The organism is Arcobacter pernae, from assembly GCF_049472135.1.
GTDB lineage: Bacteria > Campylobacterota > Campylobacteria > Campylobacterales > Arcobacteraceae > Arcobacter_B.
Genome location: NZ_JBMOVV010000001.1, coordinates 18,073 through 35,916 on the forward strand (window position 1 = coordinate 18,073; position 17,844 = coordinate 35,916).

A 17,844-nucleotide genomic window follows, 5' to 3' on the forward strand; every position below is an offset into this window, starting at 1 on the left:
CTTTTTTGTTTTTTGAATTTTACAATAATAGTTATTATGTTTCTATTTTTAATAAAAACTATTATGTAAATATCTTTTTTCGCAGGATAAAAGAGAGATAATGATATAATCCCTAAAAATTTATATAAAGGTTAATATATGCTTGTTGCACCTTCAATTTTATCTGCTGATTTTGGAAAATTAGATGAAGAAATAAAAGCAATTTGTGATGGTGGATGTGATTTGATTCATGTTGATGTTATGGATGGTCACTTTGTTCCAAATATGACAATTGGTCCTGTTGTTGTAAATCCAGTAGCAAAAGCTGCTACAAAACCACTTGATGTTCATTTAATGGTTGAGAATAATACTTTTTTTGTAGAATTATTTGCTCCTTTAAAACCTGAATATATCTCTTTTCATATTGAAAGTGAAAAACACCCTCATAGACTTATTCAAAAAATCAGATCTTATGGAATTAAACCAGCGATTGTTTTAAATCCACATTCTACTCCTGAATCAATTGAATACTTATTAGAAGATTTAGATATGGTTTTATTAATGTCTGTAAACCCAGGATTCGGTGGTCAGAAGTTTATTTCAAGTGTTGTTGAAAAAGCAAAAAAATTAAAAGAGTTAATTAATAAAAGAAATCCAAACTGTCTAATTGAAGTTGATGGTGGAGTAAATGATAAAAATATCCATGAATTAAAAGATGCAGGTGTTGATGTAGTTGTTGCTGGATCTTATGTATTTGGAAATGAAGACTATTCAAAAGCAATAAAAAGTTTACAGGTATAAATATGAGAGTTAAAATTTGTGGTATCACAAATCTTGAAGATGCATTAAATGCAATAGAAGCAGGGGCTAGTGCCCTTGGTTTTGTTTTTTATGAAAAATCCCCTAGATATATAGAGCCTTTTGAAGCTAAAAAAATAGTAGAAAAACTTCCTCCTTTTATTCAAACAGTTGGGCTTTTTGTAAATGAATCAACAAGTTTTATTAATCAAGTATGTACAAATGCAAAGATGCAATTAGCACAAATAATTGACGATGATAATTATACAGAGTTAGAGACTTTAGATGTAAAATATCTTGAAGTAGTAAGAGCCAAAAGTAAAGAAGATTTAATAAACCTATCTAATGATAAGTATTATTTAGTTGATGCTTTTGTTGAAAGCTTTGGTGGTGCTGGAAAAAGAGTTGCCTTAGATTGGTTTGATGAGGTTGACTGCTCAAAATTTATTTTAGCAGGTGGATTAACTCAAGATAATTTAAAAGAGCTTAAAGGATATAACTTTTTTGCAATAGATGTTAGTAGTGGGGTTGAGGCATCTAAAGGTAAAAAAGATAAATATAAAATGATAAATTTCTTAAAAGCTAGTAATGAAATCTAGAAGAAGAATAATTCCAAAACCCTCTTTAAAAATAGAGAATATAATTACAAAACTTGAAGAAAATAGAATAGAGTATAATGAGTTTTTAGAACTATTAGATAAAGCTAGTGATACTTTCTTTCAAACACCAGAATTAGAGTTTGAGTTATTACTTTCAAATGGTTTACCGTTAGAATTAGATGAAGACAATTTTATATATCTAAAGACAAGTCAATCAAAAATAAGTGAACAAACTTTTTGTATTGTTGATATTGAAACAAATGGTTCGTGTGTAAAAAAAGGTGCTCAAGTTATAGAAATTGGTGCAATCAAATATAAAAATGGTGAAATAATTGATAAATATGAGTCTTTAGTTCATGCAACAAAAATCCCAGAATATATTCAAGAAGTTACTCAAATCAATCCTTCTATGTTAGAAAATTCACCTGTTTTAGAAAAAGTGTTAAAAGAGTTTAAAGTTTTTTTAGGTGATGATCTTTTTGTCGCTCATAATATTAAATTTGATTATGGATTTATTTCAGATTCATTTGAAAAGTATGACCTAGGAAAACTAAGAAATAGAAAGCTTTGCACTATTGATTTAGCAAGAAGATGTATCGAATCAGAAAAGTATGGATTAAGAGCTTTAAAAGAGACATTAAACATTGATGTAGATAATCATCATAGGGCTTATTATGATGCCTTAGCAACTACTTATATTTTAAAAGAGTGTATTGATAAACTATTTAGTAAAGATATTACTAGTGAAGAGTTAATAAGTTTTTCAAAAAGTTCAAAAGTTAAACAAAAGAGTAAACAACAAGATAATAAGGAGTAATTCATGTTTTCGCAAGAAGTTTATTTAAAAGCTTTATCTTATGCTTCAAAAGCCCATGGTGAACAAAAAACACCAAAAGGTCACCCTTATGTTGTACACATTACAGCTGTTGCTATGGAAGTTATTGTAGCTTGTGAAAAATCGCAACTTGATATAGAAAAAAGTAATCTAGCTGTATCTTGTGCTTTATTACATGATACAATTGAAGATACAGATATTACTTATGATGATTTATATACAGATTTTTCTCCTGAGGTTGCAGAGGGTGTCGAAGCATTAACAAAAGATAAAACTCTAAAAACCAAAAAAGAACAAATGCAGGATAGCTTAGAAAAATTAATGAATCAACCATATGAAGTACAAATGGTAAAACTAGCTGATAGAATAACAAATCTTTCTACTCCTCCTAATCATTGGGACAGTGAAAAGAAAAAATCATATTTAGATGAGGCAAAGTTTATTTTGTCATGTTTAAAAAATTCTAATATACATTTATCAATTAGACTTGAAGAAAAGATAAAAGATTATAGTAAGTTTATAGATTAGACTTTGGATATATAAAAAAAGGGGAAGTTTTTAAACTTCCCCTTTTTTTGTTTGCTTGTAAAGTCTATTAAGAAGCTTGTGCAGCTTCTGCTTCTTTAGCATACTTATAACCTAAGTCATAAGCTTTATTATTAATATCATGTACTTTTGCAGGTACTTTAGAAAGCATAGTCTCTCTTAGTTTTTCTGCTGGAATTGTTTCACCTGTAAAGTAGTTAGCCATTGCTAATGCTAATACAGATTGAGTAATTACATTTCCAACTTCTTCTTTTGCAATAGTAATAATTGGAATCTCAATGATATTCCATTTTTTTCTATCTTCTTCAGTAGGAGTTACTAGGTTTGGCTCAATAACAATTGTTCCACCTGGTTTAACACCATTTTTGAATTGGTTGTAAGATACATTTGCAACTGATAACATGAAATCAATTTCACCATCATTTGCATATGGATATAAAATCTCTTCATCTTGAATAGTGATATCAACAACTGTTGGTCCACCTCTAACTTGAGAAGTATATGTAGCAGTTTTTAATCCGTATCCACCATCATTAATTTTTGCAGCTGCGAAAATCGCACCTGCAAGAAGAACACCTTGTCCACCAACACCTGTAAATCTCATTAAAGTTCTATTAGCTGCCATGATGTTACTCCTTATAGTTGTACTGCTGTTTTATTTGCGTGAGCTTCTTTTACTTTTTCGTAAGCTTCACAATATTCTTGAGCATCAGCATCGTGTTTTAAGATACCAGTAGGGAATTTACCTGTTTGCTCTTCTGGCTCTAATTTATCAAATTTAGCTTTTGCTAATGAGATAGAATCAATCCACTCTAAGTTAGCCATAGCTGTAGCCATTTTATTTTTTCTACCTAAGTTTACGTGACAGTTAGAGAATACTTCAACAAAAGAGAATCCTTTGTGTTGGAATGCTTTAACTAAAACTCTCTCAAGTTTCTTAGGATCTAACATTGTTTCTCTTGCAACAAAAGAAGCTCCTGCAGCTTCAACTAATTTACAAGCGTCAAATGTAGGGTCAATATTACCTCTACTCATTGTAACTGTCCACATACCTTGAGGAGTAGTTGGAGAAGTTTGAGAGTTTGTTAATCCATAAATGAAGTTATTGATAATAATGTAGTTAAGGTCAATGTTTCTTCTTGAAGCATGAATTGTGTGGTTACCACCAATTGCAAGTCCATCACCGTCTCCACCAACTACGATAACTTTTTTATCTGGGTTAGCTAATTTAATACCTGTAGCATATGCTAATGTTCTACCGTGAGTAGTGTGAACTGTGTTACAGTTGATGTAAGAAGAGAATCTTCCTGAACAACCAATACCAGAAACAACACAAACATCATCCATATTCCAACCAGTTTTTTCAATGGCTCTAATTACAGATTTTAAAATAACTCCATCACCACATCCCCAACACCATAGTGTTGGCATTTTGTCTGTTCTTAAATATTCATCATAATTAAATGCCATGATTACATTCCTTTCACTTTTTCAATAATCTCTAATGGAGATAAAGGTCTTCCGTTTACTTTAAATAATGTATCAAAGTCAGATCTTCCAGATACTCTTTGTACTTCATCTGCAAATTGACCCATATTTAATTCAGTAACTAATACTTTATCAAATTTGTTCATTAATTCTTTAATTCTTTCAGCTGGGCTTGGCCAAATTGTAAGTGGTCTAAACATACCAACTTTAATTCCTTCAGCTCTTAATCTATTGATTGCTTCAGTTACACCTAATGATACTGAACCATATGCAACAATCATAATATCAGCGTCGTCTAACATATACTCTTCATTTAATTCTAATTCATCAGTATGCGCATCAACTTTTTTAAATAATCTTTTCATTAATGCATCACAAGTATCTGCATCTTCTGTTGGGTGACCAGTTGGTCCATGGTGTAATCCAGTGAAGTGGTATCTGTAACCTTCGAACATTGGATTTAATACTGCTGGTTCATCTTCACCAACACCATATGGTTTATACTCTTTTGGATCACCTTCAAATTTCTTTCTAGAAATTTTTGAAGCTTGTACATCTTCTAAATCAGGAATAGTTGCTTTACCACTCATGTGACCAATAGTTTCATCTAATAATACGAATACAGGTTGCATAAATCTGTCAGCTAAGTTGAATGCTCTAACAACTTCTGTATAACACTCATTTAAGTTACCTGGACATAAAGTAATTGATTTTACATCTCCGTGAGTTGGGTTTTTAGCTTGTAATAAATCCCCTTGTGCAACTCTTGTTGGAAGACCAGTTGATGGACCACCTCTCATTACGTTTACAACTACTAATGGAACTTCTGAAATGTATCCTACACCTAAGTTTTCTGCTTTTAATGAAATACCAGGTCCTGAAGAAGCTGTCATAGATCTTTTTCCAGACATTGCTGCACCTAATGCAGTACAAATTCCAGAAATCTCATCTTCCATTTGGATACAAGCTTTTCCTCTTGCAGGTAAAGCTGAAGATAAAACGTGCATTATTTCACTTGAAGGAGTAATAGGGTACCCACCAAAAAACTCAACATCAGAGTCTAGTGCAGCTTTAGCTGCTAATTCATTACCAGTTGAAATTAGTTCTCTTGCCATCAATTCTCCTTAAGCATCTTCATCTAAAATTCTATAGTTATTTTTAATAACTTTTTCTTTTCTTTCTTTTGCTTCATCACTTAACTTAGCAAATTTAAACTCTTTTCTATCTGCTACGTAAATAGCAAAGTCTGGACATGCAAGTTCACAGTCAGTACAACCAATACATGCTTCAGGATGAACTACTTTAATCATCGACCCTAAAGTTGAAGTAACCTCTTGTCTCATAGCAAGTACACCAGCTGGACAAACAGAAACACACTTATCACATGCTTTACATCTATCTTCATTCACCCAAACAGGAGTGTTTGCAGGAGCTTCCATATTAGACATAATTTCCCCTTATTATTTTTTGTTTATCAATAGTTGAATAAATCTCAATTATTATTGTTGAATGATAACCTATATCACATCTAAAAATTAATTAAAAACGGCAAATTAAATTCTTAATTTTTCTATTGTTACATTTCGCTACATGATTTTTTTAAGTGTATAATAAGTGGCTTTGAAACTATAATTAACCTTAATTTATATTACTAGTTTTTTATTAAAAGATGTAGTTAATTTATATTTAAAATTTATCTATGAATTTTTTGATATAATATCTAAAATATTAAAGGATAGATTTGGTTTTATATCAGCCTAAAGACGGCTATTGCTACAATAGTGACACTCATTTTTTATATAATTTTATATGTAGCAATCTAGCAAAATTTAAAAATGTCAAAGGTGAGCTTTTAGATATTGGAAGTGGTAGTGGTATCTTAGGACTGCTAGTATCTAGAGAGTATGAAAAGCTTTCGTTAAATCAATGTGAGATACAAGAAGTGTTTCAGTTCTTCTCACAAAAGAACGCTTTTTGTAATAAGCTTGATGCTGAAATGCATAAAGGCTCTTTTTTAGAGATGAATTTTGAAAAAAAGTTTGATATTTGTGTTTCTAACCCTCCTTTTTATCATACAAATGTAATAAAAAGTGAAAATGAAATAATAAAAATTGCACGATATAATGATTCAATGCCTTTAGAAAAATTTATTTCTAAGGTATCTTCAATACTAAAAGATTCAGGTCAGTTCTTCTTTTGTTACGATGTGAAACAGATTAATGAGATACTTATCTGCTTAAAAAAGTATAATCTGAATTTAGAGAGTTTACAATTTGTTCATCCTAAAAAAGAAAAAGATGCAACACTTATATTGGTATATGCAAGAAAAAACTCTAAATCTTTAACTAAAATTCTACCTCCTTTATTTGTATTTGAAAATAGTGAGTTTACTAATGAAGTTCAAGAGATATATAAAAAATCTTCAACTCATAGTATAAAGGTTGATTATGAGTAATATTTTGAAAAAAGATGGATTTGATTACTCTTTTGACCCAAGTGGATGTGATACTTGTGGTGGAAAGTGTTGTATTGGTGAGAGTGGTTATATTTGGATTAATAAAAATGAAATAGAAAACTTAGCAAAACATTTAAATATTTCTTTAAATGAATTAGGGCAAAAGTTTTTAATGAAAATAGGGTATAAATACAGTATAAAAGAGATACAATTAGAAAAAGATAATTATGCATGTGTGTTTTTTGATTTAGAAAAAAAACAGTGTAGTATTTATGAAGCTAGACCAAGTCAATGTAGAACTTTCCCTTTTTGGGACTATTTTAAGCAGAACAAAGAAGAGGTTTTTAAAGAGTGCCCAGCTGTAAAGAGTATCTAGGTTCTATTGTATTAGCTACAACTTTATTAGGATGTAGTGTACAAAGTCAAAACTTAGATATTAAAACAAATAATAAAGAAGAGTTTATAACTGTTAAACATAATGAGTTTATTCTTGAAGATCAATACATAATATATGCACTTGAAAATGAACATCAACAAAAGTTTGATATAGCAAGAGATATATATTATAAACTTTTTTCTAAAACAAATAAATATGAATACTTTCTAAAATTTTTATCTTTAAACTTTTTATTAAATGATTTAAAAACAATAAAAAAATATGCATCTGAAAATCTTGTATTAGGAATAAAAGAAGAAGAACAAATTCTTCGTTTTTATATTTTAAGTCTTTTTAAATTAAAAGAGTATGACGATGCAATTAGTTGGGCAAAAGATTTAACTAAAAGATTTTATAAAGATGTAAATTTAGAATTACTTGGAACTATTTATTTACAAAAAAAAGATTATGCTAAAGCATCATCTATTTTTGAAGAAGCTTATAAATTAAGTGGTGATTCTAGAACTCTATTTTCTTTAACAAATGTAAAATTTTACTATTTAGATGAAAAAGAAGAATCTGTTGAATTACTTGAAAACTTTATTGAAAAAAATGGTCTGGAATATGGAGTTGCTATACAACTTTTAACTTTTTATGAAAAAAGTAAGAGTGATGAAAAAATAATTGAACTTCTTAAAAAGATGTATTTTGAATATAGACAAGATGAAAATGAAGAATTATTGAAAAGAATAAAAGGTTTACTTTTAAGATATCTTGCGAAAAAAGATTTAAATGAAGCTATAAAGTTTTTTGAGAAAAATGATAAAGACCCAAAAGTTTTACTTGCTTTATATCAAAGTGCAAATAAACCACAAAAAGCATTAAGTATTCTAAATGAGTTATATACAAAAACAAAAAATTCTGATTATTTAGCACAAATTGCAATATTAGAATTTGAATTAGCAAAAGATAAAAATCTAGTTGTAAATAGTGTAATTGCTAAGTTTACAAAAGCTTTAGAAGAAGTAGATAATCATGTTTATCAAAACTACTTAGCTTATATTTTAATTGATTATGATAAAGATGTAAAAAAAGGTTTATCTTTAGTAAAACTAGCTTTAGAGAAAGAGCCTGATAATTTGGCTTATATTGATACTTTAGCATGGGGTGAATATAAATTAAATAATTGTGCAACTGCTTATGAACAAATGAAAAAAGTTGTTGATAAAGCAGGACTTGAAGATAAAGAAATAAAATTTCATTGGGAAAAAATTAAGGAGTGTATTAAGTGATATTAGATGAAATTAACAGACGAACTTTAGAAGATGTTGAGAAAAGAAAAAAAGATTTGCCATTGGATTTATTAGGAAGAACACTTTCTTCAAATCCTTATACGCCAAGAGATGTTAAACCATATTTAACTGCAACAAAAGAAGAACCTATTAGAATTATTGCTGAAGTAAAAAAAGCAAGTCCTTCAAAAGGTGTTATTAAAGATGACTTTGATCCAATAGCTATTGCACAAGAATATTCAAACAATGGAGCAAATGCTATTTCTGTATTAACAGAGCCTCATTGGTTTCAAGGAAACTTAGAGTATTTAACTGCGATTAGAAGATATGTGCCAACACCACTTTTAAGAAAAGATTTTATTTTAGATAAATATCAAATTGTTGAAGCTTTAGTTTACGGTGCAGATTTTATTTTATTAATTGCAAAGAGTTTAAGTACAAAAGATTTAAAAGAGTTATATGAGTATGCTTTACATTTAGGCTTAGAAGTATTAGTTGAAGTTCATGATAAAGAAGACTTAACAAAAGCGATGAAGTGTGGTGCTCATATTGTAGGAATAAATCATAGAAATTTAGAAACTATGGAAATGGATATGACTTTATGTGAAAAGTTAATTCCAATGATTCCAAATGGAAAAATTATTGTAGCTGAATCTGGAGTTTCTAATACAGAAATAATTGCTAGATTAAGTGATGTTGGAGCTGATGCGTTCCTAATAGGTGAGCATTTTATGAGAGTTCCTTCTATTGAAGAAGAACTACAAAAATTCAAAAAAGCTAAAGAAGCTTAGTAAAAATGACTTATTTAAAGACTAAGTTTAGTCTTTAAATAAAGTTGAACCCACTCTAATCATATTTGAACCGCATGCAATTGCAAGCTCATAATCAGAACTCATACCCATAGAACAGTATTTAGCTCCAAAAGGCTTTAATTCATCAAAAATCTTTTTTGTAGTTTTGAAAGACTCTTTTATAACTTTTTCATCATTAACATGTGCTCCAATACTCATAACACCTTTAAGTTTTAGATTAGGACATGTCTCTAAAATTTCTTTATAAATTGATACAGCATCTTCTGGTTCAACACCAGCTTTTGTATCTTCTTTTGCTGAGTTTATTTGAAGTAGGGCATTGATTTTCTTACCTTTTGCTTCAAGCTTTTTATCAAACTCTTGTGCTAGTTCTAATGAGTCAATTGACTGAACAAGTGAAGGATTTAAATCAATAAGATTATTGATTTTATTTTTTTGTAATCTTCCCACAAAATGCCATTCAATTGGTAATTCATCTAATGCTTCACTTTTTTCTCTTAAGTCTTGAACTTTATTCTCACCAAAAGCTCTTTGTCCTGCTTCATAAAGAGTAGCAACATCATCAGAACTTGAGTATTTACTAATACCAATTACTTTTACGATATGGTGCTCTGAAACTCTAAGTCTTGCCCCTTCAACTCTTGTGATAATATCATCTAAATTTCTAGTAGCTATTTTCTTATCCATTATTTACCTTTATTCATTTAAAAAAATTCTATTAATATCATTATATATTCCAAGTAACATTAAACTTGCAAGTACTACCCATCCCATGATTGTTAAGAACATAAATACTTGATCACTTGGTTTTCTTCTTAATATCATTTCATATAAGTTAAACATTATATGACCACCATCAAGTGCTGGAATTGGAAGTAGGTTTAGTACTCCAAGGTTTACTGAGATTAAAGCAGTAATACTTAAAAGAGCAATAATACTAGATTCACTAGCATCAGAAATTACTTTTCCAATAGTGATAACTCCACCAATTTCAGAACTTGGAATTATTCCTTGAATAAGTTTTTGAACCCCTTGGAATATCATAGTTGAAGCAAAAACAGTTTTCTCATATGCAAAAACTAAAGAGTCAGTAAATGATAAATCAAGATTGATAACTTTTCCTGAAGGAGAAATACCTATCATTCTTTTTTTGATTTTTTCTTTGAACATATTCTCAGAGTCTGAAATATAAGGATTTATTGTTTTCGCAAAATATTTACCATCTCTTTGTATATAAAATTTAAGAGGTCCTTGAGTTGTTGTAATTACTTTTCCTATATCACTCCAAGTAGTGATATCTGTATTGTTTATTTTTAATATTTCATCTTTAGCTAATATTCCAGCTTGTTGTGCTGGAGAATTATCTAATACTTTACCAACTTGAGGTGCAAGTGCACTAGCTCCTAAGATAGCAATAAAAAAGTATAATACAGCTGCTAAAATAAAGTTAGCAAATGGTCCTGCAAAAAGTATTATGATTCTTTGCCATGGTTTTTTATTATTATAAGAATCATCACCTTGTTCTTCAAGTCCTGGTCGTGAATCATCTTGACCTTTCATTCTTACATATCCTCCAAGAGGAATTAATGCAAATTGCCAAGTTGTACCTTTCCATTCTTTTGAGAAAAGTTGTTTTCCAAAGCCAATCGAGAATACATGAACTTTTACACCAAAGTAACGAGCAGCTAAAAAGTGTCCTAGTTCATGAAAAAATACTAAAAAAGATAGTACTAGTATAAAAGTAATAGCACCCAAGATAATCTCCAGTTATTATTTAGTTTTTGAAATAATCTCTAGTATATTCATATCCAGAGTAAAGTGTAAGTGCTACTGCTAACCAAAGTAGGGCAGTTGCAAAAGGCCAATTCATTATTAAAAATCCAATAGCAATCATTTGTACAACAGTTTTTATTTTACCAGCCATTGTTGAAGCTACGTCTTTCCCTTCACCAATTGCTACAACTCTTAGACCTGTAATAAAGAACTCTCTTGAAAGTATTAAAAATACAGCCCAAGCGCTAGCTCTATCTATAGCCATAAGTCCTAAAAATCCAGCTAACATAAGCATTTTATCTGCAAGAGGGTCTAGTATTCCTCCAAGTTTTGTCATTTGATTCCAAGATCTTGCTATAAATCCGTCAAAAAAGTCTGTTACTGAAGCAATTACGAAAATAAGTCCGGCAAAATAATCAAGCCATGAGGGATGCCAAGTTGAAAAGATTGTATTGTCTCTATCTATTAAAAACCATAGCATTAGCGGAGCTAATGCTATTCGAAAAAGTGCAAGTGCATTTGGAAGGTTTAAAGTTTTTGTCATTATTTAAATGTTGTCCCACCATCAACAATTAATGTGTGACCTGTAACCCATGAAGCATCACTTGTACATAAGAAGTAACATGATTGAGCTAAATCTTCTGGTTGACCAATTCTATTTAATGGAGAGTATTCAGCAGTTTTTGCTTTTACTTCTTCATAGTTTGTAAATGCTTTTAATGCATCAGTATCAATAGGACCACCTGAAACTGCATTTACTCTAATATTAAACTCCCCAAGCTCAGTTGCTGCATATCTAACCATAGCTTCTACTGCTGCTTTGTTTGTACCATGACCTGAGTAGTTCTCAATATATACTAAGTTACCAGTTGAAGATAAAGAAACGATTGCTCCTCCACCGATTTTTTGCATTCTTTTTGCTGCTTGTTGTGCACCACAAACAAAAGCATTAACTGTCGCAGTATAGATGTTATTTAAACCTCTTGGTTTTAATTTCATAAATTTACCATATCCACCAACAACAGCTCTTCCATAAATCATAGCATTTGAAATAAAGAAATCCACTCTATCAAAATCTTTGTCAATTTCAGCAAATAATTCTTTAGCTGTTTCTGGCTCTAAAATGTTATAAGGGTAAGCTCTACATTTAACACCAAATTTTTCTTCAACATCTTTACAGATATCTTCTGCAATCTGACCATTTGAATTATATGTAAATGCAACATTTACACCATTGCTAGCAAATTTATAAACACACTCTTTACCGATACCTTTTGTACCACCAGTGATTACTAAAGTTTTACCTTGCATTTCGTTACTCATTATTTTATTACCTCATATTTTTTTAATGTTTCTTCAAGTTTTTTCATGTTTTCTGCACTTGGAGCAGTTAAAGGAAGTCTATACTCTAATGTATCTAATAATCCAGCTATATACATTGCTGCTTTAATTGGAATAGGATTACTTTCACAGAAAAGTACAGAGTTTAATTCAAATAGTTTTTCATTAATCTCTTTTGCTACACCTAAGTCTCCTTTTTCTACTGAATGTACAAGTTCTGATTTTAAGTTAGGAAGAAGGTTTGATGTTACCGAAATAATACCATGACCTCCTGCTGTTAAAATAGGAAAATCAATTGCATCTTCACCTGAAACAATTACTAAATCTTTTCTTTGTGCTTGAAGTTCAACTATCTTTCCAATTGAACCACTAGCTTCTTTAATTGCATAGATGTTCTCTACATCATCATATAATCTAACAATTGTATCTGTTTCAATTTCAACACCCGTTCTTCCTGGAACATTATAAAGCATTACAGGGATTTCAACAGCATTTGCAATTGCTTTATAGTGTTGGTATAAACCTTCTTGAGTAGGCTTATTATAGTATGGAGTTACAGATAATAATCCATGTGCTCCTACATCTTGAGCGTGTTTTGCAATATCACAAGCTTCATGTGTAGCGTTTGATCCAGCACCTGCAATTACTTTAACATTTGTTCCTTTACAAGCTTCAACTGCAACTGAAATACAATCTTTATGTTCTTTATGAGATAGTGTTGCACTTTCACCTGTTGTTCCAACTGGAACTACTGCATCCATACCTTGTTCAATTTGTCTTTTGATTAAAGACTCATATTTTTCTAAATCTACTTTTCCATTTTTAAATGGGGTAATTAGTGCAGTCATTGCACCTGTAATATTTTCCATATTTTTTAATCCTTTCCTACTACTAAATCTTAAAATCTTCACTTACAGCAGTGTTAACTGTATGTTTTGAAAACTTTTCTAAAAAATCCCAGAAGCTTTGTTTCGCTTCATCTGAAATGTCTGTTTTTCTAAGAACTTCTTCCATTGTTCCAAGCCATTCTCTTCTTGCTTTTTCTGTAATTGAGAATGGTTCATGAGCTTTAACCATATCAAAGTGTCCTACAGTTTCACTGTAGTGTTTAGGTCCACCTGCTGCTTCTATAAAAAACTTTACATTATGAGCTTTAACTTTTTCTAACTCTTCTTCCTCTTGGGGAAAGAAATTACCAATATCGCTATCTACGATTAAATCATAAAATTCGTTAAATAGTTTTTTTAATCCTTCTTCTCCAAGCTCTTCAATAAATATTGGCTTAGGATATTCAAAGTCTGGTTTTTCACCAAACTCTGTTTTGCTTACATGATAATCCATACTATTTTTCCTGTTTTAAAATTACTGTAGTTGAGTTATTTTTTGTTAAATATTTATTTGCAACTTTTATTAACTCTTTTTTAGTTAATTTTTCAACTTCTTTTTCATATTGAAGTAAAGGCTTTATATTATCTCTTACTAAATATGAACCAAAAAGATTAGCAACAGATGATGAACTCTCTAAAGAGAATATAAAATCAGCTTTTGTATTGATCTTTATTTTATCAATATCTTTGTTTGAAACTTTACCTTTTTTTATTTCATCAATAATCTCTAAAATCTCTTTTTCTATTTTCTTAGCTTTTACACCTTCATTTGCAACTGCTACAAATAAGAATAAACCTGGATCTTTAAGTTCTAAATTATAAGCATAAATTGAGTTTACTAATCTTTTCTCATCTACAAGTCTTTTTTGTAAAATAGAGCTTTTCCCTGAACTTAAAAGTTCACTAAGTGCAGATAGTGCAACTTGATCTTTATGTTCAAAGTTTGGTAAATGGTATGCAATTGCTAACATTTCAACTGCAGAGTCTTTATTTATAGTAACTCTTTTTGCTCCATCTTGTTTTGGTTCTACTGTATGAATAGAATTAGGAATTTCTTTTGTATTTTCAATTTTTTTAAAATGCTTTTTAGCTGCTTTAAAAACTTCTTCTTTTGTAATATCACCAGCTACTACAACTATGGCATTTTTTGGTTGATAATATGTACTATGGAAATCTTTTATATCTTCAATAGTCCAGTTTTTAATATCACTCATAAATCCAATAGGTGTCCAGTGATATGGATGATAAATGTATGCATTATTAAAAAGTCTAAACTGTAAATATCCCATTGGATTATTATCAGTTCTCCATCTTCGCTCTTCTGCAACTACATCTCTTTCTGGTTGAAACTCTTCATCTTTAAGTGTCAAGTTTTCCATAAGTTCTGCAAATAAATCTAAAGATTTATCCATGTTTTTAGAAGCAGACTTGATATAATAGTGCGTATAGTCAAAAGATGTTGAAGCATTATTAACGCCACCAAAACCTTTTACTATTTCATCAAATTCACCAGCTTTTAAATTTTCTGTAGATTTGAAATTTAGGTGTTCAAGCATATGAGCTATTCCACTTTTACCCATCTTTTCATCTCTACTTCCTACTTTATAGAAAATATCTGTTGATACAACATTTGAGCCATTATCCATTGGGATTGCAACAACTTGTAGTCCATTTTCTAAAGTTTGTGTATAATATTTTGGTAAGCTACTACTCATTAATTCTCCCGAAACTATAATTAGTAATGAAAAATGAATTAGTAAAAGTTTGTACATACTTCTCATTTTTCTTTCCTTTTTTATTTTAAATCTGCACCTATTGCTTCACTAATATGTGAATAACCATCTTCTTTTAGAAGTTCTAAAATCTCTTCATTGATGTTTTTAACCATTGAAGGACCTTCGAAAACTAAACCTGAATATACTTGAACTAATGAAGCACCTGCTTTAATTCTTTTGTATGCGTCTTCACCTGTTATAATACCTCCAACAGAGATTAAAACAGTTTTTCCAAATAACTCTTTTGCAAGTTCTTTGAATAAATTATAAGACTTTTCTGTTAAACATGCTCCACTTAATCCACCAAAATCTTGACAATTTGGAACTAAACTATAATCAATAGTTGTATTTGTTGCAATGATTCCAGCAGCTCCTGCATTTACTGCACAATTACATAACTCAATTGCCTGCTTTGGTTCCATATCAGGAGCAATTTTTAATAAAATTGGTTTATCAGTTAAGCTTTTTGCCATTGTGAAAAGCTCAGTAATAAACTTTTCATTTTGTAAATCTCTTAAATTTGGTGTATTTGGACTTGAAATATTTATTACTAAATAATCACTAGTTCCTTCAAATTTTTTGATAAGTGTTTTATAATCACTTAAAGCAAACTCTTCAGGAGTTGTCTTGTTTTTACCAATATTTGCACCAACAGGGATTTCAAAAGGGTAAACTTTTTTCAAGTTTTTTAAAACTGTATGAGCACCTTCATTATTGAATCCCATAGCATTTTGAACTGATTTATGTTCAGGGTATCTGAACATTCTTGGTTTTGCATTTCCATCTTGTGGTCTTGGAGTCATTGTTCCAATTTCAGTAAAACCAAATCCCATAGCAGGCATTGCTTTAACCATTGTTGCATTTTTATCAAATCCAGCAGCAAGTCCAACAGGGTTTACAAACTTAACATCAAAAATCTCTTGCGTAAGTTTTTCATCACATATAAAATTCTCTTTTTCCATAGGTTTTTTAATAAGTTTACAAGAACCTACTGCTCTTAAACCTAATTCAGCAATATTATGAGCTGTTTCTGGCTCAAATTTGAATAGAACTTTTTTTATTGTGTCGTAACTTAACAAGTGAATCCTTTTTTAAAATTTAGATATTTTATCGAAAAATCGTTAAATATTAGTTTTAACGTAATTTTAAAAGTATTTTTAGCAAATATTTTTTTAAATATTTGCTAAATTATATAGTCTTTGATACTCTTCACAAGTATCTAGTAGATTTTTTTCATTATCAATTGCTACTATTTTCCCTTCTTTAAATACAGCAATTTTATCAGCATTTTTGATAGTACTTAATCTATGTGCAATTACAAATGTAATTCTATCTTTTGATACATCATCTATCACTTCTGAGATAATAGATTCACTTTCATTATCAAGAGCAGATGTAGCTTCATCTAAGATAAGTATTTGAGGGTTTTTATATAAGGCTCTTGCAATAGCAATTCTTTGTCTTTGACCTCCACTTAAGTTTGTTCCTGATTCATCAAGTTTTGTATAAATTCCATTTTCAAGTTCACTCACAAAATTATATGCATGAGCTTGTTTTAAAGCTTCAATTACTCTTTGTTCATCTATTTCATAACCATAAGCTACATTTGCAGCTATTGTGTCATTGAATATGTAAACTCTTTGTGTTACTACTGAAATATTGTTTCTAAGGGAATCAATATTTATATCTTGAATGTTTTCATTATTATATTTTATGAAACCTTTGCTAATATCATAAAATCTAATTAAAAGATTAATAACAGAAGATTTTCCTCCTCCACTATCTCCAACTAGTGCAAACTTTTCACCTTTTTTAACTTTAAAACTAATATCTTTTAGAGCTGTAAAATCATCATATTTTAATTCAACATCTTTAAACTCAATATTTTCTATTTGTGAAGGGAAAGTTTTAACACCACTTTTAATTTCAGCTTCATGGGCAAATATTTGTTTTATTCTAATATCCGCAGCTATTGCATCTTGCATTTGGTTATATAAAGATGAAAGTCTTTTAATTGGTGTATATAAAGAGAAAAGGGCTGTTGTAAATGATAAAAAAGAACCAGTAGTAAGTTCTCCACTAATAACTTGACTTCCTCCTACAATAATAACTACAGCAAAACCAATAGAGCCAATAATTTCCATAATAGGAGATACTAAAGCATTTGTTTTAACTGTTTTAATTGTAACTTTAAAAAAATTTAGATTATGTTCTTTGAAACTATCAAGTTCAATTTTATTTGTTGAATTTGCTTTAATTAATTCTACATTGTTAAATGTCTCACTCAAGTGAGAAGTGATATCTGAAATCGATTCTTGCGATCTAAAAGATAATTTTTTCATCTTTTTTGCAAGTTTTGATAAAGGAATAATAGCTATTGGAAGTACTACTAATCCATAAAATGCAAGTTCAGCACTTTGATAAATTGCAACTGCAACTAGTCCAACTATAGTTAAGATTTCTCTAATCATATCAGCAACAAAGTTTGATACTGCTTGCTGAATTCTATTGATATCATTTGTAATTCTTGAGATTAACTCACCACCATGCTTTTTTTGGAAAAAAGACATGTCAAGCTCTAACATATGTTTTAGAAGTTTATCTCTAATAATTCTTACAATATCTTGACCAATATATGATATATAGTATTTTTGGATATATCCACCAATACCTTTAATAGCATAAATACCTACAACAATAAAAGGCATAATATATAATAAGTTTTTATCTTTGTTTATAAAAATATCATCAAGTAATGGTTCTATTATATAAACAGTTCCAGCAGTTCCTCCTGCTACCATAATCATACCAATTACAGCAAAAAAGAATTTTAGTTTATAGTTTTTTATATAAGGTAAATAGTGTCTGTAAAACTCTCTCATTATTAT

General features: G+C 29.6%; 21 protein-coding genes. 8 read left to right on the forward strand and 13 right to left on the reverse strand.

The window, feature by feature from the left end; all coding sequences use genetic code 11:
- Positions 1-138: 138 nt before the first annotated feature.
- The 4 genes from rpe to ACH5BF_RS00120 are packed head-to-tail and all read left to right on the forward strand — an operon-like array spanning position 139 to position 2,739.
- On the forward strand, positions 139-780 hold the full coding sequence (gene rpe, locus ACH5BF_RS00105; RefSeq protein WP_423271904.1) for a ribulose-phosphate 3-epimerase: 642 nt from the start codon (positions 139-141) through the stop codon (positions 778-780).
- Positions 781-782: 2 nt separating this feature from the next.
- Positions 783-1,376 carry a phosphoribosylanthranilate isomerase gene (locus ACH5BF_RS00110; protein ID WP_423271906.1) on the forward strand — a complete coding sequence of 198 codons (594 nt, stop codon included), beginning with the start codon at positions 783-785 and terminating at the stop codon, positions 1,374-1,376.
- The gene (locus ACH5BF_RS00115) at positions 1,366-2,193 is read left to right on the forward strand and encodes a 3'-5' exonuclease (protein WP_423271908.1); all 828 of its coding nucleotides are present in this window, start codon (positions 1,366-1,368) and stop codon (positions 2,191-2,193) included. Before ACH5BF_RS00110 ends, ACH5BF_RS00115 begins: the two co-directional genes overlap by 11 nt.
- A 3-nt stretch (positions 2,194-2,196) precedes the next feature.
- Entirely contained in the window at positions 2,197-2,739 is a 543-nt protein-coding gene (locus ACH5BF_RS00120; protein ID WP_423271909.1) for an HD domain-containing protein, read from the forward strand.
- A 67-nt stretch (positions 2,740-2,806) separates the two neighbouring features.
- Here ACH5BF_RS00120 and ACH5BF_RS00125 read toward each other — a convergent pair whose 3' ends face one another.
- Genes ACH5BF_RS00125 through ACH5BF_RS00140 form a run of 4 tightly spaced genes read right to left on the reverse strand, consistent with a single transcriptional unit; the run spans position 2,807 to position 5,693 of the window.
- Positions 2,807-3,382 carry a 2-oxoacid:acceptor oxidoreductase family protein gene (locus tag ACH5BF_RS00125; protein ID WP_423271911.1) on the reverse strand — a complete coding sequence of 192 codons (576 nt, stop codon included), beginning with the start codon at positions 3,380-3,382 and terminating at the stop codon, positions 2,807-2,809.
- Positions 3,383-3,393: 11 nt separating this feature from the next.
- Positions 3,394-4,227, reverse strand: coding sequence for a 2-oxoglutarate ferredoxin oxidoreductase subunit beta (locus ACH5BF_RS00130; protein ID WP_423271912.1), 834 nt, complete (start codon positions 4,225-4,227; stop codon positions 3,394-3,396).
- Between the two features lie 2 nt (positions 4,228-4,229).
- Positions 4,230-5,360: a 2-oxoglutarate synthase subunit alpha gene (locus ACH5BF_RS00135; protein ID WP_423271913.1), complete on the reverse strand. Its 1,131-nt coding sequence runs from the start codon at positions 5,358-5,360 to the stop codon at positions 4,230-4,232.
- 9 nt (positions 5,361-5,369) lie between these two features.
- Positions 5,370-5,693, reverse strand: a complete 324-nt coding sequence (locus ACH5BF_RS00140; protein ID WP_423271914.1) for a 4Fe-4S dicluster domain-containing protein — start codon at positions 5,691-5,693, stop codon at positions 5,370-5,372.
- 293 nt (positions 5,694-5,986) lie between these two features.
- Here ACH5BF_RS00140 and ACH5BF_RS00145 point away from each other — a divergent pair, with 293 nt between their 5' ends.
- Genes ACH5BF_RS00145 through trpC form a run of 4 tightly spaced genes read left to right on the forward strand, consistent with a single transcriptional unit; the run spans position 5,987 to position 9,159 of the window.
- The gene (locus ACH5BF_RS00145) at positions 5,987-6,700 is read left to right on the forward strand and encodes a tRNA1(Val) (adenine(37)-N6)-methyltransferase (protein WP_423271915.1); all 714 of its coding nucleotides are present in this window, start codon (positions 5,987-5,989) and stop codon (positions 6,698-6,700) included.
- Positions 6,693-7,076: a YkgJ family cysteine cluster protein gene (locus ACH5BF_RS00150; RefSeq protein WP_423271917.1), complete on the forward strand. Its 384-nt coding sequence runs from the start codon at positions 6,693-6,695 to the stop codon at positions 7,074-7,076. Before ACH5BF_RS00145 ends, ACH5BF_RS00150 begins: the two co-directional genes overlap by 8 nt.
- Entirely contained in the window at positions 7,052-8,368 is a 1,317-nt protein-coding gene (locus tag ACH5BF_RS00155; protein WP_423271918.1) for a tetratricopeptide repeat protein, read from the forward strand. The genes ACH5BF_RS00150 and ACH5BF_RS00155 overlap by 25 nt, the downstream gene beginning before the upstream one ends.
- Entirely contained in the window at positions 8,365-9,159 is a 795-nt protein-coding gene (trpC, locus tag ACH5BF_RS00160; protein ID WP_423271920.1) for an indole-3-glycerol phosphate synthase TrpC, read from the forward strand. Before ACH5BF_RS00155 ends, trpC begins: the two co-directional genes overlap by 4 nt.
- Before the next feature lie 27 nt (positions 9,160-9,186).
- Here trpC and ACH5BF_RS00165 read toward each other — a convergent pair whose 3' ends face one another.
- The 9 genes from ACH5BF_RS00165 to ACH5BF_RS00205 form a co-directional block, all read right to left on the reverse strand.
- Entirely contained in the window at positions 9,187-9,867 is a 681-nt protein-coding gene (locus ACH5BF_RS00165; protein ID WP_423271921.1) for a YggS family pyridoxal phosphate-dependent enzyme, read from the reverse strand.
- Positions 9,868-9,876: 9 nt separating this feature from the next.
- Positions 9,877-10,935, reverse strand: a complete 1,059-nt coding sequence (gene rseP / locus ACH5BF_RS00170; RefSeq protein ID WP_423271922.1) for an RIP metalloprotease RseP — start codon at positions 10,933-10,935, stop codon at positions 9,877-9,879.
- Positions 10,936-10,954: 19 nt separating this feature from the next.
- Complete coding sequence (gene pgsA, locus ACH5BF_RS00175; protein WP_423271923.1) at positions 10,955-11,497, reverse strand: CDP-diacylglycerol--glycerol-3-phosphate 3-phosphatidyltransferase; 543 nt, start codon at positions 11,495-11,497, stop codon at positions 10,955-10,957.
- Entirely contained in the window at positions 11,497-12,276 is a 780-nt protein-coding gene (locus tag ACH5BF_RS00180) for an enoyl-ACP reductase (RefSeq protein WP_423271924.1), read from the reverse strand. The genes pgsA and ACH5BF_RS00180 overlap by 1 nt, the downstream gene beginning before the upstream one ends.
- Positions 12,276-13,163, reverse strand: a complete 888-nt coding sequence (dapA, locus tag ACH5BF_RS00185) for a 4-hydroxy-tetrahydrodipicolinate synthase (RefSeq protein WP_423271926.1) — start codon at positions 13,161-13,163, stop codon at positions 12,276-12,278. The genes ACH5BF_RS00180 and dapA overlap by 1 nt, the downstream gene beginning before the upstream one ends.
- 22 nt (positions 13,164-13,185) lie before the next feature.
- Positions 13,186-13,635 (reverse strand): globin domain-containing protein, encoded by a 450-nt coding sequence (locus ACH5BF_RS00190; protein WP_423271928.1) that lies wholly within the window; start codon positions 13,633-13,635, stop codon positions 13,186-13,188.
- 1 nt (position 13,636) lies between these two features.
- Positions 13,637-14,953, reverse strand: coding sequence for a M16 family metallopeptidase (locus ACH5BF_RS00195; protein WP_423272438.1), 1,317 nt, complete (start codon positions 14,951-14,953; stop codon positions 13,637-13,639).
- A gap of 23 nt (positions 14,954-14,976) precedes the next feature.
- Positions 14,977-16,035 carry a quinone-dependent dihydroorotate dehydrogenase gene (locus ACH5BF_RS00200; protein ID WP_423271930.1) on the reverse strand — a complete coding sequence of 353 codons (1,059 nt, stop codon included), beginning with the start codon at positions 16,033-16,035 and terminating at the stop codon, positions 14,977-14,979.
- Positions 16,036-16,128: 93 nt separating this feature from the next.
- On the reverse strand, positions 16,129-17,838 hold the full coding sequence (locus ACH5BF_RS00205; RefSeq protein WP_423271932.1) for an ABC transporter ATP-binding protein: 1,710 nt from the start codon (positions 17,836-17,838) through the stop codon (positions 16,129-16,131).
- Between the last annotated feature and the right edge of the window lie 6 nt (positions 17,839-17,844).

Excerpts from the sequence above, each read along its gene's own strand:
- ACH5BF_RS00165 (WP_423271921.1), bottom strand. The coding sequence starts at position 9,867 with ATGGATAAGAAAATAGCTACTAGAAATTTAGATGATATTATCACAAGA.
- dapA (WP_423271926.1), bottom strand. The coding sequence starts at position 13,163 with ATGGAAAATATTACAGGTGCAATGACTGCACTAATTACCCCATTTAAA.
- rpe (WP_423271904.1), top strand. The coding sequence starts at position 139 with ATGCTTGTTGCACCTTCAATTTTATCTGCTGATTTTGGAAAATTAGAT.
- ACH5BF_RS00150 (WP_423271917.1), top strand. The coding sequence starts at position 6,693 with ATGAGTAATATTTTGAAAAAAGATGGATTTGATTACTCTTTTGACCCA.
- ACH5BF_RS00110 (WP_423271906.1), top strand. The coding sequence starts at position 783 with ATGAGAGTTAAAATTTGTGGTATCACAAATCTTGAAGATGCATTAAAT.
- ACH5BF_RS00180 (WP_423271924.1), bottom strand. The coding sequence starts at position 12,276 with ATGAGTAACGAAATGCAAGGTAAAACTTTAGTAATCACTGGTGGTACA.
- ACH5BF_RS00120 (WP_423271909.1), top strand. The coding sequence starts at position 2,197 with ATGTTTTCGCAAGAAGTTTATTTAAAAGCTTTATCTTATGCTTCAAAA.
- pgsA (WP_423271923.1), bottom strand. The coding sequence starts at position 11,497 with ATGACAAAAACTTTAAACCTTCCAAATGCACTTGCACTTTTTCGAATA.
- ACH5BF_RS00195 (WP_423272438.1), bottom strand. The coding sequence starts at position 14,953 with ATGTACAAACTTTTACTAATTCATTTTTCATTACTAATTATAGTTTCG.
- ACH5BF_RS00125 (WP_423271911.1), bottom strand. The coding sequence starts at position 3,382 with ATGGCAGCTAATAGAACTTTAATGAGATTTACAGGTGTTGGTGGACAA.
- ACH5BF_RS00190 (WP_423271928.1), bottom strand. The coding sequence starts at position 13,635 with ATGGATTATCATGTAAGCAAAACAGAGTTTGGTGAAAAACCAGACTTT.
- ACH5BF_RS00205 (WP_423271932.1), bottom strand. The coding sequence starts at position 17,838 with ATGAGAGAGTTTTACAGACACTATTTACCTTATATAAAAAACTATAAA.
- ACH5BF_RS00115 (WP_423271908.1), top strand. The coding sequence starts at position 1,366 with ATGAAATCTAGAAGAAGAATAATTCCAAAACCCTCTTTAAAAATAGAG.
- ACH5BF_RS00140 (WP_423271914.1), bottom strand. The coding sequence starts at position 5,693 with ATGTCTAATATGGAAGCTCCTGCAAACACTCCTGTTTGGGTGAATGAA.
- ACH5BF_RS00130 (WP_423271912.1), bottom strand. The coding sequence starts at position 4,227 with ATGGCATTTAATTATGATGAATATTTAAGAACAGACAAAATGCCAACA.
- ACH5BF_RS00135 (WP_423271913.1), bottom strand. The coding sequence starts at position 5,360 with ATGGCAAGAGAACTAATTTCAACTGGTAATGAATTAGCAGCTAAAGCT.